Source organism: Nocardioides sp. (genome assembly GCF_014360585.1).
In the GTDB taxonomy this organism is placed as follows: domain Bacteria; phylum Actinomycetota; class Actinomycetes; order Propionibacteriales; family Nocardioidaceae; genus Nocardioides.
Window position 1 is genome coordinate 1 of sequence record NZ_JACIXG010000051.1, and the last position, 21,636, is coordinate 21,636.

Here is a 21,636-nt window from a genome sequence, read left to right on the forward strand (position 1 = left end):
CCGGTCGGGCAGTCCCTGGACTGCCCGACCGGCCCGGATCGGACTCAGAAGGCGTCGGGGTGCAGGCCCTCCGCGATCGTCCGCACCGCGGCGACGTTGCCGAGGGTGCCCGGGAACGTGTCCGGAGTGCGCAGGGCGATGAAGCGGTCCTCCTTGACGGCGGTGACGTTCGGGAAGGTCTTGCGAAGGTACGCCTCGACCCGCGCCGCCTCGGACTCCTCCCGGACGGCGAAGACGATGGCGTCGGGGTTCCGGGCAGCGACCTCCTCCGGCGACACGACCGCGGAGAAGAACTGGGCGAAGAGGTCCTCGTCCGGCTTGAAGACGTTGTCGCCGCCCGCCCGCTCGATCATGTCGGACTCCACCCCGGCTCCGATCGCGGAGAGCGTCTTGCCCTCGACGAAGAGCTGGGCGACGGTGGGCCGAGGACGGTCCTCCACGGCCTTCTCGACGGCCTCGAGGTCTCCTCGGGTCTCGGCGACGAGCTCGTCGGCGGCGGCCTGGACCCCGAAGATGGTCCCGAGCGCCTCCAGGTCGGTGAACAGGTCGGTGACCTCACCGGTGGAACGGCGCTCGGGGCAGCCGCCGGCGGCGACGTAGGTCGTCACCCCGGCGTCGGTGAGCTGGTCGATGGTCGCGAAACCCTGCTCCGCGGTGAACTCGTACTCCGTCGGGGCGACGACCGCATCGGGCTGTACGTCGAGGAGCTGCTCACGGGCCGGCGGCGAGTCCGTGCTCAGCTCGGGCACGTCGCTCGCGTCCGCGGCGACGTCCTCGGGGAGCTCGTGCATGGCCGTCTGCGCCTGGCCGACGAGCCGGTCGGCGACGCCGAGGCGCACCAGCAGCTCGGTCTGCGCGGGGCTGAGCCCGACGATCCGCTCCGGAGCCGACTCGACCGTGATCTCACGTCCGCAGTTCTCCACGGTCACGGGGTAGCCCTCGGCGGACCCGCCCTTCGCTGCGGCGTCGTTCTGGACGCCGGCGCCGCCGCAGGCGGTCGCGGCCAGGAGCGTGAGCGCCGCGACCGGGACGGTGCGCAGCAGTGGGGTGGTGTTCATGTGTTCCTCTCTCGAACCCGCGCGGACGTCCCGCGCAGGAGAAGGTGTGGGGTGCCGGCCTCGGGATCGGTGATCCGGCTGGCCTCGACACCGAAGACCTCACGCACCAGGTCGGGCGTGAGGATGTCCGCCGGCTCGCCGAGCGCGACGACGTGGCCGCGGTCGAGCACCGCGACCCGGTCGCAGTAGGCCAGCGCGAGGTCGAGCTCGTGCAGCGCGACGACAGTGGTGATCCCGAGCTCCGCGACCGTGTGCATCAGCTCGAAGCGGTAGGAGACGTCGAGATGGTTGGTGGGCTCGTCGAGCAGCAGGAGCTCGGCCTCCTGGGCGATCGCGCGGGCCAGCAACGTACGCTGCCGCTCACCGCCCGAGAGCCGATGGACCGGCCGGTCGGCCAGCGCCGAGACGCCCGCCAGCTCCATCGCCCGGCCCACCACCAGCCAGTCCCCGGGGCTGTCGCGGCCGAGGACTCCGCGGTGCGGCGTACGGCCCAGCAGGACGCTCTCGGCGACGGTGAGCCCGAACTCGTCCGGTGGCTCCTGGGCCATCACCGCGACCCGGCGGGCGACCTCGCGCCGGCTCATCGTGGCGACGTCGGCGCCGTCGAGGCGCACCTGACCCGAGACCGGCCGGAGCGCGCCGAAACAGGCCCGCAGGATGGTCGACTTGCCGCTGCCGTTGGCGCCGAGCAGGCCGAGGACCTCCCCCTGCTCGACCACGACCGAGGCCTCGGTGACGACTTCGCGGCTGCCCCGGTTCAGGGTGAGGTCCAGCGTCTCGAGCCTCATCGCGACATCCCCTGCTCGTCGGCGGCCCTGCCGCGCATCAGCCACAGGAAGAACGGCACCCCGATCAGCGCGGTGATGATCCCCAGCGGCACCTCGGCGGGTGCCGAGACCGTCCGGGCGATCAGGTCCGCACCGCACAGGAACAGGGCCCCGCCGGCCACCGACACCGGTACGATGCGCCGATGGTCGGAGCCGACCAGCACCCGGGCGATGTGCGGGACGACGAGCCCGACGAACCCGATCCCGCCGGCGACGGAGACCACGGTTCCGGTCAGCAGAGCGGCCGCGAGCAGCAGGACCGACCGCAGCCGGTTGACCCGCACGCCCAGCGCCGTGGCCGTCTCGTCCCCGACCTGGAGCGCGTTGACCGCGCGGCCGGAGGTGAGGGAGACACCGATGGCGACCATGAGCGCCATCAGTGGACCGATCAGGTCGGTCATCGTGGCGGCGGACACCGATCCCAGGAGGAAGAACATCACGCTGAACACGTTCTGCGCCTCGGTCGTGAGCGTCAGGTAGCTGGTGATCGCGCTGAAGAACGTGCCCAGCGCGACCCCGGTGAGCACGAGGCGCTGCGGGGCGATGCTGCCGTTCTTGTACGCCACCCAGAACACCGCCGCGGTGGCGACCGCGGCTCCCAGGAACGCCGCGGCGCCGATCCAGGCGCCGACCGCCGCGGCGCCCAGGACGACCACGGTGACCGCGCCCACCCCGGCACCCGAGGAGACGCCGATGATCGCCGGCTCGGCCAGGGGGTTGCGTACCACTGCCTGGATGAAGACCCCGGCGAGGCTCAGCGCCGCTCCGGCCAGAGCGGCCAGCAGCGCACGTGGCAGCCGGAACTGCCAGACCACCTGGTCCTGCAGCAGGGTGTAGGTGCCGTCGCTCATCCACGGCATCCCGGGCAGCAGATGCCCCGTCACGAGCCGGGCGGCATCGAGCGCGGACAGGTCGACGGTGCCCGACGACGCGGACAGCGCGATGACGACGAGCAGGGCGGCCCCGAGGCCGACGGTCAGCAGCCGGGCGCGCCATCTGCGGCGCGCGATGGCGGCAGGCACGGCGACACGTTCGCCGGGCCGCGAGAGCGCCGGTGGCGAGATGTCGTCCGCGGTCACGGAGATATCGGTGGGGGTCATCACACTCCTGTGGATTCGTGGGCTGAGTCGTGGGCTGCGTCGAGGGCGAAGTCGAGGACGGCTGCGGCGAAGTCGTGCACGGCGTCGAGGTGGTTGCCGCCATGTCCCATCCGCGGGCGGTGGACGCGGTCGACCTGCGCACCGCGAGCCGTCAGCACCTCGGCGAGTCGATCGGTGGGTGCGGCCGAGACCCGGGAGTCCTCCGCGAAGGTGGTCAGCAGGAAGCGGGGCCACCGCCCGCCGGGAAATCGCCTCGCCCGCTCGAACGGCGAGTAGTCGTCCATGGCGGCCTGCACCGCCGGATCGCTCGGGTCGCCGAACTCCTCGGCCCAGTGCCTCGCGCTCGGATGCTCGCTGATGTTGTGCGGGTCGAGCGGGGCTGCCGTGCAGGCGACCCCGGCGGCGAGGCCCGGCTCCGCGAGCGCGGCGGAGACCGCGACCAGTCCGCCGAGCGACGCCCCGGCGAGCACCAGCCGCTCGGGCCGGGTCAGCCCGAGCCGCACCAGCTCACGGGCGACGATGACGGCGTCCGCGACCGTACGTGCCTTGCCCGCGCCCTGCCCCGAGGTGTGCCAGGACGTACCCGCCCCGCCTCCGCCGCGCAGCCGTGCGGTCACGTGCAGCCCGCCCAGCTCGCACCAGGCGGCGACCGAGGGCTCGAAGGCCGGGAGGTCGACGATCCCGAATCCTCCGTAGACCTCCAGCAGGGTCGCTCCGCCGGGGTCACCGGTCATGATCAGCTCGATCTCGGCACCGTCCTCCGCGGTCACGGTGATCAGCCGCGACCGGGGGGTCACGGTGATCAGCCGCGACCGGGGCCCCTCGCTCGTCGAGCCTGTCGCCTCCTCGAGCGGCATCACCTTCGGCGCCCCCGCCGGCGACTCGATCCGCACCCAGGCGCCGCCCGGCGCCCAGGACAGACCGGAGACCGTGCGTACGTCGTGCTCCCGCGAGATCGCGACCGTCTGCGCCGGGGCGAGGACCCCGGCGTCGGCCGTGAGCCGGACCACCAGCGAATGACCGTCCCCGACCAGATGGACCAGGCCGCCGCCGGGGACCGCCTGGGCGTGCACGGGCACGCCCGGCAGGGTCTCCAGCCGGCACCGTGCCGTTCCCTGTCCGGGTATCCGCAGGCTCACCAGCTCCTCGGACGTCACCGCCAGCACCGTGTCCTCGGCCGCACTGATGCTGCGGACCCGCGGAAGATCGAGGAGGCCGGCGCCATCCGCGCCGGTCAGCCGGGTCCGCACCTGATCGGTGCGGGCGATGACCATCCGCCCGCCGACGCCGATCGGAACGACGCGTGCACCGGCGGCGGTCGTGAGGAGCGTCCGGGGTGGCTCGCCGCGCCGGACCCGCAGGCAGCGTCCCTGGGCGTCGACGAGGATCAGGTCCTCGCCGGCCCAGGCCATCCGGGCGTGCCGGACCGCCACCCCCTCGACCTCGGTCGAGGTCCGTGACGAGGTGTCCACGACCAGAACGCGCCCGGTCTCGGTGCCGTCGTCGCTGACCTCGAGGGCCACCAGGCGTCCGTCCGGCGACGGCGCGGCGCCCTGGATCCTCGCTCCGGGGTCGAAGACGACCCCACCGTCCTCGTCGACCAGCACCGCGAGCAGGTCGCCAGGACGCCGGGACAGGCGGAACCGGCCCAGCGGCAGTCCCGGACGTCCCGACCGCTCGGCGCGACGCAGCGCTTCGCGCACGCTCGCGCCACTCACCGTCCCACCCCGTCGACCCATGTCTCGGGAGCCCTGATGACGCCCAGGTGCCCGCCCTCGTCGAAGGGAGAACCCAGGTCGATGGTCGTCTCGATCCCCGTGGGGCGGACGAGGTGGAGCTCGCCGTCACCCCCGCGCGTGACCGCGGCCAGGTCACCGGATACCAGCGCCAGCGCCCGCCGCTGTGCGGGCTTGTCTCCGACCGGGTCCCAGGGTGCGACCCCAGGACGGGGGGCGGCGCTCATCGGCGCGAGCTCGATCTCGCTGACCCGGTCGCCGATGAGCATCGCCAGGCGGTCGCCGTCGGGGTGCACGACCGTCCAGGCGACCGCACCGCCGACGGCGTCGGGCCGGAACACCAGGCCGTCCCCGGTCCGGGTCACGTCGGCCGCCCCGTCGCGACTCCAGCGCACCACATGGTTGGTCCAGGTGTGCCACTGCTCGGCATCGGAGTCGGCGCCGCGTACGGAGCAGACGATTCCCGTCGTCGGGTCGAAGCGGAGGAAGTACGCCCGTCCTGGGACCGGCCAGGGCCAGGTCTGGAGTCGCTCGGGGCGGCCACCGGTGACGCGGAGTCGTTCGATGCCCGCCTCGGTGGACAGGTGGACGACCCCGGTCCGGTGGTCGGCGGCGTCGCCGTGCCCGAGGTCTCCCTGGAGCCCGAGGCGCTCGCCACGGACGACCGGGCAGTGGGGCCCGGCCCGGAGCAGCTCCTGCAGAGGGATGACCTCGGCCTCACCGGGCTCGCGGTGTCGCAGCACGACCATCGGCTCGCCTGTTCCGACATCCGGAACGATCACGACGCCGGGTTCGCCGGTGCGGACCCGAACCCGCACGGCGGTGGTGCCGCTCGGATCTGCCAGGTCCACGACCGTGACCAGGTCGCTCCACGGATCCCCCGAGGCGCCCAGCCCCGTGCTGACGACGACATAGCGGCCCGACGGATCGCAGGCGAGATGCTCGGCGGGGATCGCGACCGGCACTCTGCGTACCTGACCTGCACCGTCGAGCACGACGAGCGTGCCGAGCGCGTCGTCGGCGAACACCGCCCGAGCACCGCCGGGGGCGGTCGCCGGGAGAGTCAGGAGACCCGCGTGCTCGGCCAGCGTCGCCCTCGACCACGGGCCGGGCGCACCAGCGATCTCGGAGGTGCGCCAGCGGCCGGCGCGGTGGTCTGCCAGGACCAGTGTGGGGTTCATGATCGGACACCCTACTGGTATTGGGAATGATTCTCATATACGTTTTGCCGCTGTCCGCACCAAGCGGGCCCCGGCGACGCCGGGCCGAACGATCCGACAGAGGAGATTTCCGATGAACAACGACATCGTGAGCGAGATCGAGGACACCGAGCAGCTGGCGCACCTCTCCGCGTCCCACTCCAACGCGCTGGTCGAGAACCCCTTCGACTGATCGCCGACGGGTGAGCACTCAGTGCCGTTCGGGCGACCTGGCCACCGTCTGAATCGCGGGGGTGCCGAGCTGACGAGCCCGGCACCCCCGGCCCCTGCCCGAGCCATGACCACCGAGGAGCCCCGATGTACCCCAGACACGACTGGCGTCCGATCCCCGCCGCCCGCGGCGAGGTCCGTCTCTCGACCGACATGCCCGCGCTCCGTACCGGCTCGGGTGACTTCCTCAGGCTTCACGACCTCCCCGGACCCGGCCGGCTGCCGACCTACCGCTACCTCCTTCGCGTACGCCGCGCCGCACAGGAGCGCGACGCGAGAACCCGGGCCGCACGATGGCCCGAGGGCCGGCGCCGCGTCCTCGTGCTCGGTCGCGGCCGGCTCAGCCGGGCGCTGGCCGCGGAGCTCGCGCGCTCCGGCGCCGAGCTCGTCCGCGCCGGCGGCTCCCGGAGCTTGCGCGCCGACGCCGTCGTGGACGTGCGGGAGATTCCGCAGCGGCCCGACCCCGAACTCGACGAGCGTCTCGAGCAGCTCACCAGCAGCGGAGCGGCCCTGCTGCGCGGCCGCCGCGAAGGCGGCCGGATGCTGATCTTCCCGCTGATGGTCGACGGCAGCGAGGCGACCCCCGACCAGGTCAGCCGCCGTCGACTGGCCGCCTCGCCGGCCGCCCCCGAGCTCTCCTCGTGGCTCGCCAGCGGCCATCGCGACCCGCGGCCGCTGCGCCGGGCGACGTCGACTCTCACGGTCGCCCGCTGCCTGGCCATCCTAGAGGACTGGGCGAGCGGCGATCCCGCGGTCTCCGAGCACAGGCGGCTGCTGTGCGTCATCGGGGACGGTCCGCGCGAACGTACGCACACGGTCCTCGGCTTCGACGAACCGGCACCGCGCCCGCAGGAACCCGCGCGGTGACCGAGCCGGCGGTAAGCCCCTTCCCGGTCAGCACCCGCGACGACGTCATCCTCGGCGGCTGGCTCGTCCGCTCGGTCGGCACCGCGCGTGCCGTCGTGCTCGTGCGGACGCCGTACGACGCCCGGGCCCATCTGCCGCTGGCGACGTCGTTGGCGCGTCACGGCTTCGACTGCCTCGTCCAGGACGTACGCGGCCGCTACTCCTCGGCCGGCACCTGGCGGCCCTACGCCACCGAGGCCCGTGACGGCACGGACACCGTCGATGCCCTGCACCAGCGCTGCCCCCGGACGCCGGTGGTGGCCTACGGCGCCTCCTACGCCGCCCACACCGCCCTCGAGACCGCTCGCATCGACCCTCGGGTGACCCGAGTGGTCGCGCTGGTTCCGGCCCTCGGAGCGTACGAGACCGCCTACTCGGCCGACGGCACCCCGCAGCACCTGGACCGGCTCGGCTGGTGGGCGATCCACGGGTTCGCGCGCGAGGACGAGGCCGCGCTGGCCGCTGACGTCCTACGGACCGCGGCCGCAGTCGCCGACCGTGAGGGGCCGATGGTGGCCGCGGCTGGTCTCGGCTGGGACGCCGCGCGTCTCGACACCTTCCGCGAGCTGTGGTCAGCCCCCGCAATCGATGTCCCCGACCACTTCGGTGACGCCACCGCTCCGCTGCTCGTCGTCACCGGCGACGCCGACCCGTTCGACGCGTACGCCCGCGGGCTGGCCGCCGGGTGGGGTGCCCGCAGCGGGGCCGGCAGCGCCCTGGTCAGCGGCCCCTGGGGCCACGACCTCGGCATCGGGACCACCGAGCCCGCGCTGCGGGCGGCGTACGACGCTGCCGGCTCCCCCGGCCGCATCATCCTGCGCTGGCTCACCCACGCCGAGCCCGCTCCCGGCCAGGAGCTCCGGCTCGACGTCGCCGCCCGGACCTGGTCCGGACGGCCACTCGTCACCGTGCCGGCAACAGTGAGAGGACCCCGATGACCACGACCCCCACAGCCATGCCGCCCCTGGACGTCGAGCGTCTGGTGGACAGGGAGACCGGGCTGATCCGGCGAGTGCGCGAGGTGCTGCGCCCCGAACGGGCGCCGTTGCGCTACACCTCGCTGACCGCCGAGGTCTCCGACGCCCGCTGGCTCGGTGACTGGCCGGCCGACCGGGTCTCGCTCGGCACCACCTTCGGCGACGTCCCGGGCGCCCGGATCGCCGCGATCGCGGAGGGCGTGGAGCGCTACTGCGGCAACTTCATCCCCGACCGGCTCGACCCCGCCGACTACCGGACAGGGACCGCGGCCGAGCTGCGGGGCCAGGGGCTACGTGTCGTCGACCTCGCCGACCTCCCTCGCTGGAGCGCCGCACAGCTGGCCCGGCCCGACTTCCCCTACCGCGCGCTCGACGATCAGGTGCCGACGCTGTGGAGCCGGTGCCGAGAGCAGCTGCCGCAGGGCGGGACGGCGACGGACATCTGGATGCCGCACGCCCTCATCGGTCTCAACTGGCGCCAGCGACGGTTCGCTCACCTCGACCGCGTCTTCCACCTCAACTACGCCGGGATCGCCACCGGTCAAGGCGCCGACGACGCCCACGACCGCGGTCTCCTCGAGGTCGTCGAGCGCGACGCCCTCGAGGTGTGGTGGCACCACGGCGGACCGGCCCAGGGGATCGACACCGGCTCGGTCCCCGGCCTGAGCGCCGACCTCGAGGGAGCACCGCTCGACGTGCACGTCGTCCGGATGCCCACCGAGCTCGCCCCGGCGATGGCGGCCCTCGTACGCGACCGGGAGACCGGCGTCTACGCCGCGGGCTTCTCGGCGTCCACCGACCCGGCCCGGGCCGTTCGCAAGGCCGTGCTCGAGGCGGTCCACACCTGGATCTACACCCTCGGCTGCCGCGACGCGGACGGCTGGGTCTTCCAGGCCGTACGCGCCGGGCTGATGGCTCCCGGCCTCTACCTCGACCACCGTGAGGACCGCCGCTACCTGGACTCGGTGGGGCCGGACTTCGCCAGGGTCCGTGATCTCGGCGCCCATGTCCAGGTCTGGCTCGACCCCCGGGTGCACCCGCTCGCCGACCGGTTCACCGCACCGGCCCTGGGCAGCGTCCCGATCGCCGAGGTGCCGGCCACCGACGTCGCCGAGGTGCGCCGCCGTCTGCACGAGGGCGGCCACCGGATCATCACCCGGGACCTCACGACCCGGGACGTGGCACAGACGTCGCTTCGAGTCGTACGCACCTTCGTCACCGGCCTGGTGCCGAACGCCCCGGCCGCGTTCCGCTACCTCGGCATGCCGCGTTTCGCCGACGCCGCGCGCGAGCGCGGCTGGGACCCGGTCGACCCCGACGAGCCGTTGGCCCTGTGCCCGCCGCCCCACATGTGATGCGCAGACGCGACATGGCCTCGAGCACGGCGCTCCTCGAGACCGCCTTCTCCCCCGAGCTTCCGGGCGATCCGCTACCCCCTGGGCCGCGCGCGAACCGCTGGCCCGGCGAGCTCGTCGAGATCGCCGAGGTCGGAGCCACTGCGGCGGCCATCCACCGGCTGTGGCGGGCACGCGGCCGCCATCCGCGGCCCGACGGCAACCCGACGACGGTCCCGCGCCGGGCGGTCCCCTCCGCGGGTGGCTGCTATCCCGTGCAGTGGCACCTGGTGGTTCCTCCCGGCCGCAGACGGTCGCTCGGCCCCGGTCGCTACGTCTACGATCCGGCGACCGAGATGCTCGTCCGGCGGCCGGACCCGCGTGGACCGGTGTGGCCGGCATCGGACCAGGTCGAGATCGTCCTCACCGTCCAGCCGGGACGCACCTTCGGTCGCTACCGGCACCGGGCGTGGCCGCTGTGGGTCGCCGACGCGGCGTACGCGCTCGAGGCGCTGCTCCGCCTGGTCCCGGACGCCTACCTGCCCGCGGACTGGTCCGACCTCGCCGCCGCCCGTCGATCCCTCCGCCTGCCCCGAGCGGCGCCCGCCACCTGGTGGCTCGAGCGCGGCCTGGTGCCCGAGCTGGCCCTGGCCCGGATCAGGCTGCCCCACGACCCGCACCTCGACGAGGTCGCCTCCGCCGCGATCTGCGCGCGGCGCTCCCCCGCGCTCGACCGCTTCCACGAGCGCCGCGCGCAGCCCTCCGCGGACAGCCGCACCGAGGCCGCCCGGCAGAGCGGCCAGTCCTGGGTGCTCGGTGCCGACCGCGTCGTCGGCTGGCCCCGCCCCGCGCGCCTCGATGCCGTCGGCTACGCACAGCTGTGGCAGATCCATCGCGAGGCTGCCCGACAGACCTACTCGCTGACCGCCCAGGGGCACAGCGTCCGCGCCGTCTCCGGGTTCTGCCCACGCCCGGCGGAGGCACGACCGCTGGTTCACGCCATCGCCATCCTCGAGAACGGAACCGCCGCATGATGGTCGACAAGCTGCTCCTGCGCACCGCACTGCGACATCCCGGCCCCGCCACGGCCACCGTCGGACTGCAGGTCCTCGTGACCATGACCTACCTCCCGCAGGCCTACGCCCTGGCCCAGGGCCTCTTCGCGGTGGTCGAGCGCGACGACGACCGGGCGCTGGCCGCCGCGCTGTGGATCGCCGCGATCGTCGCAGCGCGCTGGCTCCTGTCCTGGGTCCAGGCCACGGTCGCGGGGCGGCTCGGCGCGGACGTACGCCTCTCGGTGCGGGACGAGGCGCTGCGAGGCGTCCTGGTCCCGGAGGCTCTGCACGACCCGGGCCGGCGAGACGGCGGTCTCCGGACGGCGCTCGTCGACGGGGTCGACGGGGTCGACGCGTACGTCACCCGCTACCTGCCTGCGCTCGCCCAGGCGTTCGTGCTGATCCCGCTGGTGACCGTCCTGCTGGTGCTCGTCCATCCGCGCTCCGGTCTCGCCGCCGGGTTGGCCGCGCTCGGCGCACTGACGGCGCCGCTGCTGTGGAAGCGACTCATGCGCCGGCGCTCGGACGACCACTGGGACACCTATGAGTCTCTCGGCTCCGACCTGCTCGAGGCCCTGCGCGGGATGGCGACCCTGCGCCTGCTCGGCCAGGTGCGCCGGACCCGGGAACGGATGGCTGAGCGCAGCAGGGCGCTGCACCGCGCGACGGTCCGGGTGATGCGTACCTCGCTGCTCGACACCGCGCTCATCGACCTCGCCGTCCAGGGCGGCACGGTCGCCGCTGCCGGGCTCGCTCTGGTCGCGAGCGTGGGTGGGACCGGGGTGCCGCCGGCCGAGCTCTATCTGGCGCTCATGCTGGTGAGCGAGGTCTTCCGGCCCATCCGGGACCTCTCCGCCGCCTGGCACGCGGGCTATCTCGGGACCTCTGCCGTCCCGGCGCTCCGCAGGCTCGGTGTCGGCGCGCCGCACGCCACCTCGGCGAGCGGCCCCGCAGAGGCGGACCGGACCGTGTCGCCCTCGGCGGCGCTCGTCCTCGACGACGTCTCGTTCGCCTATCCCGAGGGCCCGGCGATCCTCGACGGCGTCCGGGAGAGCTTCGCGCCCGGTGCCGTCACCGCCGTCGTCGGGCCGAGCGGCGCCGGGAAGACGACCCTCCTCGACCTGGTCCTCACCCACCTCTCCCCCACCGGCGGCCGGGTCCTTCTCGACGACCGTCCGGTGCGTACGTCCGACGTGGCCGTGGTCTCCCAGCGCCCGGTGCTCTTCGAGGGGACCGTGCGCGAGAACCTCCGGGTCGCCCGCACCCACGCGACCGAGGCCGACCTGTGGCAGGCGTGCGCGGCGGCCGGCATCGAGCAGGAGGTACGCAGCCTCCCCGCCGGCCTCGACACGCCGGTCGCCAGCGCCGGGGCGAGTCTCTCCGGCGGTCAGCGGCAGCGGATCGCGCTGGCGCGGGCCGTCCTCTCGGAGCGGCCGGTGCTGCTCGCCGACGAGCCGACCAGCGCCCTCGACCCGGCCTCGGCACGCACCGTCACCGCCACGCTCGCCCGGCTCGCCGCCGACCGCATCGTCGTCGTGGTCGCGCACCGCGAGGAGTCGCTGGACGGGGTGGAGCGTGTCCTCGAGCTCACCGACGGGCGGCTGACCCCGCTGCTTCTGGAAAGGAGCCACCCATGACCGCGGCCACCGCTCCCAGGCGGCCTCTCACCGCCCTGTTCGGCCATCTGGGCGGCGAGCGCCGCGCCATCTCGGCCACGATCGTGCTCGTGGTCGTCAGCCAGGTGTGCCTGGGGGCGATCTCGGTGCTGCTCGCCGCCGCCGTCGGTCGCGCCGTCGTGCTCGGCGAGGCGCCGCCGGGATGGTTCTGGGTCCTGCTGGCCGGCCTCGTCGCTCTCCGGGCGCTGTTGACCTGGGGCGAGATGGACGCCTCTCACGCGCTCGCGTTCCGGGTGCTCGCCCGGCTCCGGATGGCACTCTTCGACCGTTACGCGGTCGCGCTGCCGACCAAGCGCCGCGAGAACGTCGGCCGGGCCGCCTCGACCGCGATGGCCGACACCGAGCGCCTGGAGTTCTTCTACGCCCACACCGTCGCTCAGCTCGTCGCCGCGGCGGTCAACGCGCTTCTCGGCCTCGTCCTCCTCACGTTCGTGGAGCCCGCACTCGCGCTGGTCACCCTCGTCGCGCTCGCGCTCGTGCTCGCCACGGTTCCGCTGGGTCGACACCGTCTGGAGGCTCTCGGGCAGGAGGTCGTCGAGGCGACCGGCGCACTCTCCGACCGGGTCGTCGACCTGCTCGGCGGCCTCCGCGAGGTGCTGGGCTACGGCCTCCACGAGCCGGTCCGCCGTCAGATCCGGGATACCGGCGCCGATGCCGCGCGGTCGGCGGCCAGGCTCGAGACCACCCAGCGCGTGCTCGCCGGCGCACGCGAGGCGGCGGTGACGCTCGCCGCGGTGGGCGTGCTGGTCAGCGTGCTCGCCCGCGACGTCGCCGCCGAGCACGTCGCCGCCCTGGTGGTCCTCGCGCTGGCGACCGTCGCACCGGTTGCCGATGCCGCCGCCACCTGCGCCCGGCTGCCTGCCCTGCGTGCCTCGGCTGGCCGGGTCGGTGACGAGCTCGCCCGTCCTGCCGTGCTCACCCGCGACACCCCACCGGCCACCCTCCCCGACGGGCCGCTCGGCCTCGTCATGAGCGATGTGGGCTTCGGGTACGGCGAGCGCCGTGTGCTCGACGGCTTCGACCTCACCCTCGCGCCCGGAGAGCACGTCGGACTCCGCGGGCCGTCGGGAGCGGGCAAGTCCACCGTCGTAGCGCTCGCCAGCCGGCTCTGGGACCCCGACGCCGGAACCATCGACCTCACCGGCCCCGAGACCGCCCCCGTCGCGATCTCGGCGGTCGAGGACGCCGCGCTCCGGACTGCGCTGACCACCGTCGAGCAGGACGGCGCGCTCTTCTCCGGCACCGTACGCGAGGCGATCGCCGGCCCCACGACGACCGACGCCGAGATCGAGAGCCTCCTCGCCCGGCTCGGCCTCGCGGACGCGGTCGCGCCGGAGAGCCACATCGGCGAGGGCGGTCTCCGGCTCAGCGGTGGACAGCGCGCGCGGCTGCGGCTGGCGCGCGCCGTCCTGCACCGCCCGCGGATCCTCATCCTCGACGAGCCCACCGCCGACCTCGACGAGGACTCCGCCCGACGGGTCACCGACCTGCTCGACACGATCCCGGCGACCATGCTGGTGGTCTCCCACCGTCCGCAGACTCTCGCCGGGATGGACCGAGTCGTCGACATGGGGGTCGACGGCTCGGCGGACACGGGAGTCGAGATCGGGCCGCTGGAAGCCCCAGAAAGCCCTCCGAACCCCCGCAGAGCCCGCAACCACGCGGGACACGCGGCGCGTGAACGTTGAAGTTCCGCGCCACTGGCCTACGCTGGCGACGAGCCGCATCTCGTCAACCTTTGCTGCTCTGATCAACGATTGAAGGAGATCGCATGAACCGCACCGACCTGGTGAGCGAAATCGCCAAGCAGGCCGAGATCACTCAGACGCAGGCCTCGGCCGCCCTGGGTGCCGCCCTCGAGGCGATCAGCGCGGCCGTCGCTGACGGCGACAAGGTCACGCTGCCCGGCTTCGGTACGTTCGAGTCGCGCGAGCGCTCGGCTCGCACCGGCCGCAACCCGCAGACCGGCAAGACGATCGACATCCCGGCTTCGCGTGGCCCGGCCTTCAAGGCCGGCTCCGCTTTCAAGGAGCGGGTGAACAAGGGCTGAAAGCCTTTGGATCAGACGAAGGGCCGGGTCGTCACGACCCGGCCCTTCGTCTGTCTCCTCGTGCGTCTACAGGGCCACTTCGCGGTCAGCGAGTGCCGCCGAGAGGTCGATGTCATGGGTGACCAGAAGCAGCGCGGCCCCCGAGTCGGAGATCTCGCCCATGAGGGCGTCGACGGTCTGCTCCTGGGTGACCAGGTCGAGACGTGACGTCGCCTCGTCGGCGAACACCAACGACGGCTTCGGCAACATCGCCCGAACGACCGCGATCCGCTGGAGCTCACCGCCCGAGACCTGCCCGGGACGACGTCTCAGGATCTCGTACGGCAGTCCGAGCCGCTCCAGCATCGCCTCGACCTGCGACGCCTCGATGCCGTGACGCCGCATCACGTCGCCCATCGCCTTCTCCAGGCTGACCCACTGCGGGAACGACAGCGCCGGGTCCTGGTAGAGCTTCTGCATCCGGCCCTTCCCAGCGCCGCGGCCGTACGTCACCGACCCGCCGTCGATCGTGGTCAGCCCGAGCAGCGCGTTGCCGAGCGTCGTCTTACCAGCACCGCTGGGCCCGGTGACGGCTACCCGCTCACCGGCTCGGATCTCCAGGTCGACGCCGTCGAAGACCGCCTTGTGGGCGTAGGACTTCGTGATCGCCTCGGCACGGACGAGCAGCTCTCCGTCGCCCGGAGCACCCGTCCGCATCCACGGGTGTCTCCAGTGCCCCGGCTCGGCCGCGAGCAGCCGCTTGGTGTAGTCCTCCGTCGGCGAGCCGAGCACGTCCTCAGCCGGACCGGACTCGACCACGGCGGCCTCCCGCATGACCATCACCTCGCCGCCGAGACGGCGGGCCAGCCGCAGGTCGTGGGTGATCGTGAGCAGCAGCCCGCCCTCGTCGAGGTGGCCGAGGAGCAGGTCGGCGAGCTGGTCGACCGCTGCCCGGTCGAGACCCTTGGACGGCTCGTCCAGGATCAGCACCTTCGCGCCACCGACGGTGGCGGCGGCGTACGCCACTCGCTGGGCCATCCCACCGGAGAGAGTGTGCGGATAGGACGAGCCGGCTCGAGCCAGACCCACCTCTCCGAGGCGTCTGTCAGCTGCCTCGAGCGCACCGGTGCTCCGTGGTCTCCACCCGGCGACACCCTCGGCGACCTGGCCCCGCACCCGCATCGTCGGGTCGAGTGCGAGCGCCGGCTCCTGCGGTAGAAGAGCTACCTCACGGCCCCACAGCGTGCGTCGCGAGTCCCGCTCGGCCAGGTCGAAGGAGGCGTCCCCGACGGCCAGGGACCCGACCGCGGAGAGCTCGGGCGGCAGCGTGCCCATCAGGGCATGAGCCAGGACCGACTTCCCGGACCCGCTCTCCCCGACGATCGAGAGCGGCTTGCCCGCCTCGATATGGACGTCGGGCACATCGGCCAGAATCAGCGGCCCGGTGCGTACGACCACTCCGGTGGCTTTCAGGTTCATCGCCCCTCCTGAGGGGATCGCAGCCCGAGCAGGCAGATGGTCAGACAGAACAGCACCGCGATCGGCGCCAACGGCATCCACGGCGCCGCGTCGTAGAACGGGAACGACTCGGTGATCATCAGCCCGAGCTCCGCCCGTGGCGGCTGCAGCCCGACCTTCACGAAGCCGAGGGTCGACATCGCCAGGATCGAGGTGACCATGCCCAGCGAGGAAAGGGTCACCAGGAGCGGCCGGAGAGCCGGCCAGAGATGGCGGCGCACGACATGGGTCCAGCCGAGTCGCAACAACCCCGCGGCTTCCACGGCGGGCGAACCGAGCACCAGAGCGCTGCGAGCGCGCACCACTCGGAAGAACTCGACCCACTGTACGAGCGCGAGACCGACGTAGAGGGCGAGCATCGATCCGGGCGCGGCGAGGGCCGAGACCAGGAGCACCACGAGCAGGGCCGGTACGGCGACGAACGCCTCCGAGATCGAGCGGAGCACCGCATCGACCCAGCCGCCGAACCACGCCGACAGCACACCGGCGACGCAGCCCAGCAGCAGCGCGGTGGCGACACAGACCGCCGCGAGAAGCAGGGAGACGCGGGTCGCATGGGCGACGCGGGAGGCGACGCTGCGGCCGTAGTCGTCGGTCCCCAGTGGGTCGGCGGTCGAGGGTGGTTTCAGATAGCGAGCCAGGTCCTGGGCCGCTGGGTCGGGAAGCAGCATGGGTCCGATCAGTGCGAACGCGATGATCAGCCCGAGCCCCGCCAGCGACGCGATCCGCGTCCACGACCGCACCGGACGAGATCCCAGGGTCTGCTCCAGCATCACCATGCTCATGCCGCCGCCTCCGTCGCGCAGGCGCCAGAATACGGACGCGGCGGCCTGAGGCTTGTTGTCGCTCGCTGGCGCTCGCTCATGCGGTCACCGCCCGTCCCCGCGGCCGCGGGTCGAGGCCCAGCACGGCCAGATCGACCAGCGTGTTCACCAGCACGATCAGCAGCGCCAGCACGAGGGCCGTTGCCTGCAGCACCGGGATGTCTCGCCAGAAGACCGCGTGGACCAGCGAGTGGCCCAGCCCGTCCCAGGCGAAGAGGCTCTCCACCACGACTACTCCTTCGATGAGCACGACGAACTGCACGCCGAGGTACGGCACCAGCGAGACGGCCGCGTTGCGCAGCACGTGGCGCACCAGCACCCAGTTCTCGGGCAGCCCCTTGGTCTGCGCGAACTCCACATAGGCCGAGCCCCGGACCTCCACCACCGCGTCGCGGGTCACCCGGGCGATCAGCCCGGACAGGCTCAACCCGAGGGTCAGCGCCGGAAGGACGATGCCGCCGTCGCCGTGCCCGACCGCCGGGAAGAGCCCCAGCTGTGCCGATAGCACGATCATCAGCAGCAGACCGAGCAGGAACGGCGGCACGGCGCGTACGCTCGCCACCCACAGCGACGAGAACCGGTCGGCGAAGCCACCGGGCCGACGGGCAGCGACGACGCCGATCCCGGCACCGACGACCACCGCGACCACGATCGAGAGCGCTGCCAGCTGCAGCGTCGCGGCCAGGTAGTGGCTCACCTCGGTCAGCACGGGCTGAGAGGTGACCAGGGACCGGCCCAGGTCGAGCTGGAGCAGGTCGAGGACCCACTCCCCCAGCTGCTGCCACAGCGGTCGGTCGAGCCCGAGCTCGTCACGGACCGAGGCGGCAGCCTCGGCGTCGACCATGTCGTAGCCGTAGCGCCCCGCGGCGATCCGGTAGGCGATGTCGCCCGGCAGTCGCTGGGTGATCGCGAAGCAGAGCGCCGAGACGCCGATCGCCACCGCCACGGCCTGGGCCGCGCGACGGGCGATCACACCACCGAGGCGGCTCATTCGGCCAGCTCGACGTCGGTGATCCGCCAGCTGGTCTCGAGCGCGTCGATCTGGAAGCCCTCCACGCGGTCGCTGACAGCGGCGTTCATCCGATACCAGGCGACCGGGACCAACGGCAGCTGCTCCTGGGCGGTCGTCACGATCGTACGGCGGTGCTCGGCCGCCTCGTCGCCCCCGGCGCCGGCCATCAGCGCGGCCACGGCCTGGTCGACGGCCGGGTCGCTCCACCCCATGGTTCCCCAGTCCGAGCCACCCTTGGCAAAGGTGTCGGCAACGGTGGGCAGCGGGTCGGAGATCAGCGCGAAGGACTTGGCGACGAGTGCCATCTGCAGGCTCCCGTCGCCGTGCTTGGCCGGCACCTCGCTGGAGTTCGTGACCTCGACGTCGACCAACACGCCGACCTTCTTCAGCTCGGCCTGGATCGCGGTAGCCAGGGCCGGAAGCTCCGGGCGGTCCGGGTAGGTCAGCAGCTCGAGCGTGAGCGGCTTCCCGTCCTTGGCGAGGGTGCCGTCCGAGCCCGCAGTCCACCCGGCCTCGGCCAGCAGGGCCTTCGCCTTCTCGGCGTCATACGTCAGTGGCTCGAGCTCTGCGTCCCAGTCCGCCAGGGTCGGGGTCAGCAGCTGAGTCGCGGCGATCTCCTTCTCACGCAGGACCGCCTCGGCGATGGACTCTCGGTCGAGCGCCATGCTGATCGCCTGCCGGACACGTACGTCCGCCAAGGCCGGGTCAGCCGCGTTCATCTTCATCAGGATGGTGCGCGGCTGCAGGGCGGACTCCATGTCCACGCCGTCGGTGCTCTCCACGCGCTCGCGGCCAGCCGGCTCGAGTCCGAAGACCACGTCGGCCTGGCCGCCGGTGGCCATCACCGCACGGCTCTCAGCACGGCCGACAGCCTGGAACGAGACCTTCTCGACATCGGGCTCGTCGCCACGCCAGTCGGCGACGCGTACGGTCTCGATGCGGGAGGGAAGCGACACCTTCGCGACCTCGTACGGACCGGTTCCGACGATCTTCTCGACCTTCCCGTCCGCGTCGTAGGAGGACGGGGCCAGGATCCCGGTGCTGAAGTGGGACAGAGTCGCGGGAACCGACACGTTCGGCTCGCTGAGCTCGATCACCACCGCGTTCTCGCTGGCGCGGATCGTCTTGACGCCGACATCGGCGAGCGGGCTGGCAGCGTCGCCGGCCATCTTCTCGAGCACGGCAACCACGTTCTCGGGCGTCATCGGCTTGCCGTCGTGGAACTCGACCCCGTCGGCGAGCTCGAAGGTCCAGACCGTGTTCGCCTGCTCGGCGGACCACTCGGTGGCCAGGCCCGGAACGAGGTTGCCCTCGAAATCGGCCGTCACCAGCGTCTCTGTGACGTGGAGCCGGGTGAAGAAGTAGCCGTCGGAGGATGGTTCGAGGCTGTGGATCTCGAACGGCCCGGCTATCCGCAGGGTGTCAGGGTCAGCGGACTGCGACGAGCCGCAGGCCGTCGCGGCGAGCGCGAGGGCGGCGAGAGCGGCAGCGCCACGCATGTGGGGGCGGATGATCATCGTTGTGCCTTCCAGTCAGGAGGGCCCACAATCTAGTTGAGAATCGTTCTCATCACCAATTTGATTAGTGGCGGGCCCTGCGTCACCCCGTCCTCGATGGGCTCGTGTAGTCTTAGTTGAGAATCATTCCCATTATCATCAGCAGGAGAGCAGCCCATGTCCAGCAGATCATCTGACGTGCGCCCCAAGATCAAGCTTCGTTCCACCGCGGGCACGGGATACACGTACATCTCCAAGAAGAACCGCCGAAACACTCCTGACCGGCTCGTGCTGCGCAAGTACGACCCGGTGGTCCGACGCCACGTCGACTTTCGCGAGGAACGCTGACGCGGCCAGGTCCGTCCGAAGCGGTCCCACTCACCCAGAACAGCCCCTACCTCGCCGCGCAGGTGCGTGGCGAGGTAGGGGCTCGGTAGTAACAGGCGGGCTCGACCTGGGCTCAGCCCTGACGCGCCTTGAGGCGCGGGTTGAGCTTGTTGATGACGTAGACCCGGCCGCGCCGGCGTACGACCTGGGAGCCGGGCTGGTTCTTCAGCGACCGGATGGAGTTGACGACCTTCATCGGGACTATCCCTTCGTGCTGGTGTAGGGCAGCAGCGCGACCTCGCGGGCGTTCTTGATCGCCTTGGTGACCGCGCGCTGCTGTTGCGGGCTGAGTCCGGTGACGCGGCGGGAGCGGATCTTGCCGCGGTCGGAGATGAACGTACGCAGCAGCTGCACGTCCTTGTAGTCGACGTAGGTGACGTCCGGTGCCAGCAGCGGCTTGCGCCGCTTGCGGACCGGAGACGGCGGACGCTTGGGCATGGGCGGCCTTTCTCTCAGGGGAGCATCTCAGCGGATCTTGGCGGGGTCGACGTAGCCGCGCTCGACCGCGCGGACCAGGCGCCGGGGCACGTCGTAGGTCTGGCCGTCGACGGTTACCGGCACGAGCGCAACGGCTGTGGCCTTCCAGCTCGAGCGGCGGTGGCGGGTGTTGCTGCGCGACATCTTGCGCTTGGGTACGGCCATGGCGGCCTCCTTCGGGGTGGTTTGATGCGATTCAGGCGGCGCGACCGATGGGGCCGAGCCAGTCCTCGAGCCCGTCCCAGGACTCCTCCCAGATCTGGCCGCGCTGGGCGATCTCCTGATCGGTGAGCAGCGCGCGCTCGAAGGCACGCGGGATCTCGTCGGCCTCGTCGTCGATCCCGACCACGACGATGCGGGTGAGCCGCTCGGTGCGCCCCCACTTCTCGGTCGAGCCGACGCTGGCCTGGCCACCGGCGCCGTCCCAGACGCAGATGTCGTCGGGACGGGTCGGGACCCAGAAGCAGCCGCGCGAGCGCCGCGGGCCGCCACCGAGGCGCTCCAGCTCCTCCTGGAAGCGGACCGGGTGGATCGGGCGTTCCGAGCGCAGGTCGAGACGCCACGCACCGCCCTCGGGCAGCGGCGGCAGCGGGTTGCGACGCACCTCCGCGACCCAGGCCTCCACCGCATGGTGTCGGTGCACGCCGGCGACAAGGCCGGCGGCATCCAGGAGCGAGGGATCGGTCACCACCGGCGTACGGGGCTGGGCCAGCGTGGCCACCAGCGAGTGCTCCTCGGGCTCGGGGGCCTCGGTGATGCAGACGACGTCGGCGTACTCCACGATCGCGCTGGCGACCTCGGCGACGCCACGACGGTCGTCCTCGGAGGTGGCCAGGCCGCGCTCGTCGAGCAGGTCGGGTCCGAGCAGGTCCTCGGCGACGGTGGTGCCCTCGAGCGCGGCGACGACCGCGGCGATGGAGATGTGTGGTGCCATCCGCGGCGCCCAGGCGAGCACCCGGCAGACCTGGATCGCCTCCGCGGCGACCGGCAGGCAGGCCACGATGCTGCCCCAGCGACCCTGCGCGGCGAGGCGCTCGAGGGTGGGGACGATGTCCTCGCGGATCGCGCAGGCGACGCAGGCGTGGGCGAGATTGATCTCCTCGTTCTCGACCACGCCGCTGATGTCGCTGACGATGCGGGTCAGCAACTGCCGTCCCGGGTCGATGACGTGGCGGACCATGACCGTGTCGGGCAGGCCGAACTGGAGCGAGACGGTGGCGGAGAGCATCGCGCCCTCCTCCACCCCGCTCACCAGGATGACCGGCACCTTCGTGCTCGAGAGCTTGCGCTGCGACCGCGGCCGGGGCGTCATCGCGCCACCTCTGCGCTTCGCGCAGTAACTCCCTCGCTCGGCGCGAGCGGACGAGCAAGCTCGCCGCTCGACCTCACTCCGGTCGTAGCCGTAGCGCGAGCGCCAGGATACGGACGCGGCGCGCTGGCCATGTCGATCATCGCTCGCTGACGCTCGCTCATCGGCCGCGCCCGTAGCGCCGCTTGAACCGCTCGACCCGGCCCTCGGTGTCGACCACGCGACCACGCCCGGTCCAGAACGGGTGGCTGGCGCTGGAGACGTCCACGTCGACGACCGGGTAGGTCTCGCCGTTTTCCCAGGTCACCTGCTCGTGGTCGTCGGCGAGACGCTCGCGGACCGTCGACTGCATCAGGAAGAGCCTGTCCGCCGATCGGTCGCGGAAGACGACCGGCCCGGAGACGGGGTGGATGCCTTGCTTCATGAGGACCTCCTGTGGTTAATGATAACGATTCTCATTCTACACACAGGGTGGTGCCTCACTC

Annotated in this window: 23 protein-coding genes; 9 read left to right on the plus strand and 14 right to left on the minus strand. The window is 72.3% G+C overall.

Annotated features, from left to right (window positions below; genetic code table 11):
* Positions 1 to 44 precede the first annotated feature (44 nt).
* The 5 genes from H5T77_RS16625 to H5T77_RS16645 are packed head-to-tail and all read right to left on the minus strand — an operon-like array spanning position 45 to position 5,902.
* Positions 45 to 1,058: an ABC transporter substrate-binding protein gene (locus tag H5T77_RS16625; RefSeq protein WP_292651060.1), complete on the minus strand. Its 1,014-nt coding sequence runs from the start codon at positions 1,056 to 1,058 to the stop codon at positions 45 to 47.
* Positions 1,055 to 1,846: an ABC transporter ATP-binding protein gene (locus tag H5T77_RS16630; protein WP_292651061.1), complete on the minus strand. Its 792-nt coding sequence runs from the start codon at positions 1,844 to 1,846 to the stop codon at positions 1,055 to 1,057. Before H5T77_RS16630 ends, H5T77_RS16625 begins: the two co-directional genes overlap by 4 nt.
* Positions 1,843 to 2,985, minus strand: a complete 1,143-nt coding sequence (locus H5T77_RS16635) for a FecCD family ABC transporter permease (protein ID WP_292651063.1) — start codon at positions 2,983 to 2,985, stop codon at positions 1,843 to 1,845. The genes H5T77_RS16630 and H5T77_RS16635 overlap by 4 nt, the downstream gene beginning before the upstream one ends.
* Positions 2,985 to 4,703 (minus strand): prolyl oligopeptidase family serine peptidase, encoded by a 1,719-nt coding sequence (locus tag H5T77_RS16640; protein WP_292651064.1) that lies wholly within the window; start codon positions 4,701 to 4,703, stop codon positions 2,985 to 2,987. The genes H5T77_RS16635 and H5T77_RS16640 overlap by 1 nt, the downstream gene beginning before the upstream one ends.
* Positions 4,700 to 5,902, minus strand: coding sequence for a hypothetical protein (locus H5T77_RS16645; RefSeq protein ID WP_292651065.1), 1,203 nt, complete (start codon positions 5,900 to 5,902; stop codon positions 4,700 to 4,702). Before H5T77_RS16645 ends, H5T77_RS16640 begins: the two co-directional genes overlap by 4 nt.
* Before the next feature lie 112 nt (positions 5,903 to 6,014).
* On the opposite strand from H5T77_RS16645, the gene amiA reads away from it, so the two are divergent.
* The 8 genes from amiA to H5T77_RS16685 all read left to right on the plus strand — a co-directional run bounded on the left by amiA (position 6,015) and on the right by H5T77_RS16685 (position 14,149).
* Positions 6,015 to 6,113 carry a streptamidine family RiPP gene (amiA, locus tag H5T77_RS16650; protein ID WP_246321463.1) on the plus strand — a complete coding sequence of 33 codons (99 nt, stop codon included), beginning with the start codon at positions 6,015 to 6,017 and terminating at the stop codon, positions 6,111 to 6,113.
* A gap of 125 nt (positions 6,114 to 6,238) precedes the next feature.
* A complete protein-coding gene (locus H5T77_RS16655; RefSeq protein WP_292651067.1) occupies positions 6,239 to 7,018 on the plus strand; it encodes a hypothetical protein in 780 nt (259 codons plus the stop codon).
* Positions 7,015 to 7,995, plus strand: a complete 981-nt coding sequence (locus tag H5T77_RS16660; RefSeq protein WP_292651069.1) for a CocE/NonD family hydrolase — start codon at positions 7,015 to 7,017, stop codon at positions 7,993 to 7,995. The genes H5T77_RS16655 and H5T77_RS16660 overlap by 4 nt, the downstream gene beginning before the upstream one ends.
* Positions 7,992 to 9,389: a YcaO-like family protein gene (locus H5T77_RS16665; RefSeq protein WP_292651071.1), complete on the plus strand. Its 1,398-nt coding sequence runs from the start codon at positions 7,992 to 7,994 to the stop codon at positions 9,387 to 9,389. Before H5T77_RS16660 ends, H5T77_RS16665 begins: the two co-directional genes overlap by 4 nt.
* The gene (locus tag H5T77_RS16670; protein ID WP_292651072.1) at positions 9,389 to 10,402 is read left to right on the plus strand and encodes a nitroreductase family protein; all 1,014 of its coding nucleotides are present in this window, start codon (positions 9,389 to 9,391) and stop codon (positions 10,400 to 10,402) included. Before H5T77_RS16665 ends, H5T77_RS16670 begins: the two co-directional genes overlap by 1 nt.
* Complete coding sequence (locus H5T77_RS16675; RefSeq protein WP_292651073.1) at positions 10,399 to 12,060, plus strand: ABC transporter ATP-binding protein/permease; 1,662 nt, start codon at positions 10,399 to 10,401, stop codon at positions 12,058 to 12,060. Before H5T77_RS16670 ends, H5T77_RS16675 begins: the two co-directional genes overlap by 4 nt.
* Complete coding sequence (locus H5T77_RS16680; protein WP_292651075.1) at positions 12,057 to 13,787, plus strand: ABC transporter ATP-binding protein; 1,731 nt, start codon at positions 12,057 to 12,059, stop codon at positions 13,785 to 13,787. Before H5T77_RS16675 ends, H5T77_RS16680 begins: the two co-directional genes overlap by 4 nt.
* Positions 13,788 to 13,870: 83 nt before the next feature.
* The gene (locus H5T77_RS16685; protein ID WP_292651077.1) at positions 13,871 to 14,149 is read left to right on the plus strand and encodes an HU family DNA-binding protein; all 279 of its coding nucleotides are present in this window, start codon (positions 13,871 to 13,873) and stop codon (positions 14,147 to 14,149) included.
* Between the two features lie 66 nt (positions 14,150 to 14,215).
* Here the strand turns inward: H5T77_RS16685 and H5T77_RS16690 are convergent, their stop codons facing one another.
* The 4 genes from H5T77_RS16690 to H5T77_RS16705 all read right to left on the minus strand — a co-directional run bounded on the left by H5T77_RS16690 (position 14,216) and on the right by H5T77_RS16705 (position 18,999).
* Positions 14,216 to 15,607, minus strand: a complete 1,392-nt coding sequence (locus tag H5T77_RS16690) for an ABC transporter ATP-binding protein (RefSeq protein ID WP_292651079.1) — start codon at positions 15,605 to 15,607, stop codon at positions 14,216 to 14,218.
* The gene (locus H5T77_RS16695) at positions 15,604 to 16,431 is read right to left on the minus strand and encodes an ABC transporter permease (protein ID WP_292651081.1); all 828 of its coding nucleotides are present in this window, start codon (positions 16,429 to 16,431) and stop codon (positions 15,604 to 15,606) included. Before H5T77_RS16695 ends, H5T77_RS16690 begins: the two co-directional genes overlap by 4 nt.
* Before the next feature lie 76 nt (positions 16,432 to 16,507).
* Positions 16,508 to 17,461: an ABC transporter permease gene (locus tag H5T77_RS16700; protein ID WP_292651082.1), complete on the minus strand. Its 954-nt coding sequence runs from the start codon at positions 17,459 to 17,461 to the stop codon at positions 16,508 to 16,510.
* A complete protein-coding gene (locus H5T77_RS16705) occupies positions 17,458 to 18,999 on the minus strand; it encodes an ABC transporter substrate-binding protein (RefSeq protein WP_292651084.1) in 1,542 nt (513 codons plus the stop codon). The genes H5T77_RS16700 and H5T77_RS16705 overlap by 4 nt, the downstream gene beginning before the upstream one ends.
* Positions 19,000 to 19,155: 156 nt before the next feature.
* On the opposite strand from H5T77_RS16705, the gene rpmG reads away from it, so the two are divergent.
* Positions 19,156 to 19,326, plus strand: coding sequence for a 50S ribosomal protein L33 (gene rpmG, locus H5T77_RS16710; protein WP_292651086.1), 171 nt, complete (start codon positions 19,156 to 19,158; stop codon positions 19,324 to 19,326).
* Between the two features lie 112 nt (positions 19,327 to 19,438).
* On the opposite strand, the gene ykgO is transcribed toward rpmG, so the two are convergent.
* The 5 genes from ykgO to H5T77_RS16735 all read right to left on the minus strand — a co-directional run bounded on the left by ykgO (position 19,439) and on the right by H5T77_RS16735 (position 21,575).
* Positions 19,439 to 19,561: a type B 50S ribosomal protein L36 gene (ykgO, locus tag H5T77_RS16715; protein ID WP_045547214.1), complete on the minus strand. Its 123-nt coding sequence runs from the start codon at positions 19,559 to 19,561 to the stop codon at positions 19,439 to 19,441.
* Between the two features lie 5 nt (positions 19,562 to 19,566).
* Positions 19,567 to 19,803, minus strand: coding sequence for a 30S ribosomal protein S18 (gene rpsR, locus H5T77_RS16720; RefSeq protein WP_179658079.1), 237 nt, complete (start codon positions 19,801 to 19,803; stop codon positions 19,567 to 19,569).
* Positions 19,804 to 19,830: 27 nt separating this feature from the next.
* Entirely contained in the window at positions 19,831 to 20,007 is a 177-nt protein-coding gene (gene rpmF, locus H5T77_RS16725) for a 50S ribosomal protein L32 (protein ID WP_292651094.1), read from the minus strand.
* Positions 20,008 to 20,038: 31 nt separating this feature from the next.
* Entirely contained in the window at positions 20,039 to 21,154 is a 1,116-nt protein-coding gene (locus H5T77_RS16730) for a GTP-binding protein (RefSeq protein WP_292651095.1), read from the minus strand.
* Between the two features lie 157 nt (positions 21,155 to 21,311).
* Complete coding sequence (locus H5T77_RS16735; RefSeq protein WP_292651096.1) at positions 21,312 to 21,575, minus strand: type B 50S ribosomal protein L31; 264 nt, start codon at positions 21,573 to 21,575, stop codon at positions 21,312 to 21,314.
* Positions 21,576 to 21,636 lie beyond the last annotated feature (61 nt).

What these genes read in the sequence shown, in the direction of transcription:
- H5T77_RS16630 (WP_292651061.1), bottom strand. Translation starts at nt 1,846, where the DNA reads ATGAGGCTCGAGACGCTGGACCTCACCCTGAACCGGGGCAGCCGCGAA.
- H5T77_RS16700 (WP_292651082.1), bottom strand. Translation starts at nt 17,461, where the DNA reads ATGAGCCGCCTCGGTGGTGTGATCGCCCGTCGCGCGGCCCAGGCCGTG.
- ykgO (WP_045547214.1), bottom strand. Translation starts at nt 19,561, where the DNA reads ATGAAGGTCGTCAACTCCATCCGGTCGCTGAAGAACCAGCCCGGCTCC.
- H5T77_RS16680 (WP_292651075.1), top strand. Translation starts at nt 12,057, where the DNA reads ATGACCGCGGCCACCGCTCCCAGGCGGCCTCTCACCGCCCTGTTCGGC.
- amiA (WP_246321463.1), top strand. Translation starts at nt 6,015, where the DNA reads ATGAACAACGACATCGTGAGCGAGATCGAGGACACCGAGCAGCTGGCG.
- H5T77_RS16625 (WP_292651060.1), bottom strand. Translation starts at nt 1,058, where the DNA reads ATGAACACCACCCCACTGCTGCGCACCGTCCCGGTCGCGGCGCTCACG.
- rpmG (WP_292651086.1), top strand. Translation starts at nt 19,156, where the DNA reads ATGTCCAGCAGATCATCTGACGTGCGCCCCAAGATCAAGCTTCGTTCC.
- rpsR (WP_179658079.1), bottom strand. Translation starts at nt 19,803, where the DNA reads ATGCCCAAGCGTCCGCCGTCTCCGGTCCGCAAGCGGCGCAAGCCGCTG.
- H5T77_RS16635 (WP_292651063.1), bottom strand. Translation starts at nt 2,985, where the DNA reads ATGACCCCCACCGATATCTCCGTGACCGCGGACGACATCTCGCCACCG.
- H5T77_RS16670 (WP_292651072.1), top strand. Translation starts at nt 9,389, where the DNA reads ATGCGCAGACGCGACATGGCCTCGAGCACGGCGCTCCTCGAGACCGCC.
- H5T77_RS16690 (WP_292651079.1), bottom strand. Translation starts at nt 15,607, where the DNA reads ATGAACCTGAAAGCCACCGGAGTGGTCGTACGCACCGGGCCGCTGATT.
- H5T77_RS16665 (WP_292651071.1), top strand. Translation starts at nt 7,992, where the DNA reads ATGACCACGACCCCCACAGCCATGCCGCCCCTGGACGTCGAGCGTCTG.
- H5T77_RS16735 (WP_292651096.1), bottom strand. Translation starts at nt 21,575, where the DNA reads ATGAAGCAAGGCATCCACCCCGTCTCCGGGCCGGTCGTCTTCCGCGAC.
- rpmF (WP_292651094.1), bottom strand. Translation starts at nt 20,007, where the DNA reads ATGGCCGTACCCAAGCGCAAGATGTCGCGCAGCAACACCCGCCACCGC.
- H5T77_RS16730 (WP_292651095.1), bottom strand. Translation starts at nt 21,154, where the DNA reads ATGACGCCCCGGCCGCGGTCGCAGCGCAAGCTCTCGAGCACGAAGGTG.
- H5T77_RS16705 (WP_292651084.1), bottom strand. Translation starts at nt 18,999, where the DNA reads ATGATCATCCGCCCCCACATGCGTGGCGCTGCCGCTCTCGCCGCCCTC.
- H5T77_RS16685 (WP_292651077.1), top strand. Translation starts at nt 13,871, where the DNA reads ATGAACCGCACCGACCTGGTGAGCGAAATCGCCAAGCAGGCCGAGATC.
- H5T77_RS16645 (WP_292651065.1), bottom strand. Translation starts at nt 5,902, where the DNA reads ATGAACCCCACACTGGTCCTGGCAGACCACCGCGCCGGCCGCTGGCGC.
- H5T77_RS16695 (WP_292651081.1), bottom strand. Translation starts at nt 16,431, where the DNA reads ATGAGCATGGTGATGCTGGAGCAGACCCTGGGATCTCGTCCGGTGCGG.
- H5T77_RS16675 (WP_292651073.1), top strand. Translation starts at nt 10,399, where the DNA reads ATGATGGTCGACAAGCTGCTCCTGCGCACCGCACTGCGACATCCCGGC.
- H5T77_RS16655 (WP_292651067.1), top strand. Translation starts at nt 6,239, where the DNA reads ATGTACCCCAGACACGACTGGCGTCCGATCCCCGCCGCCCGCGGCGAG.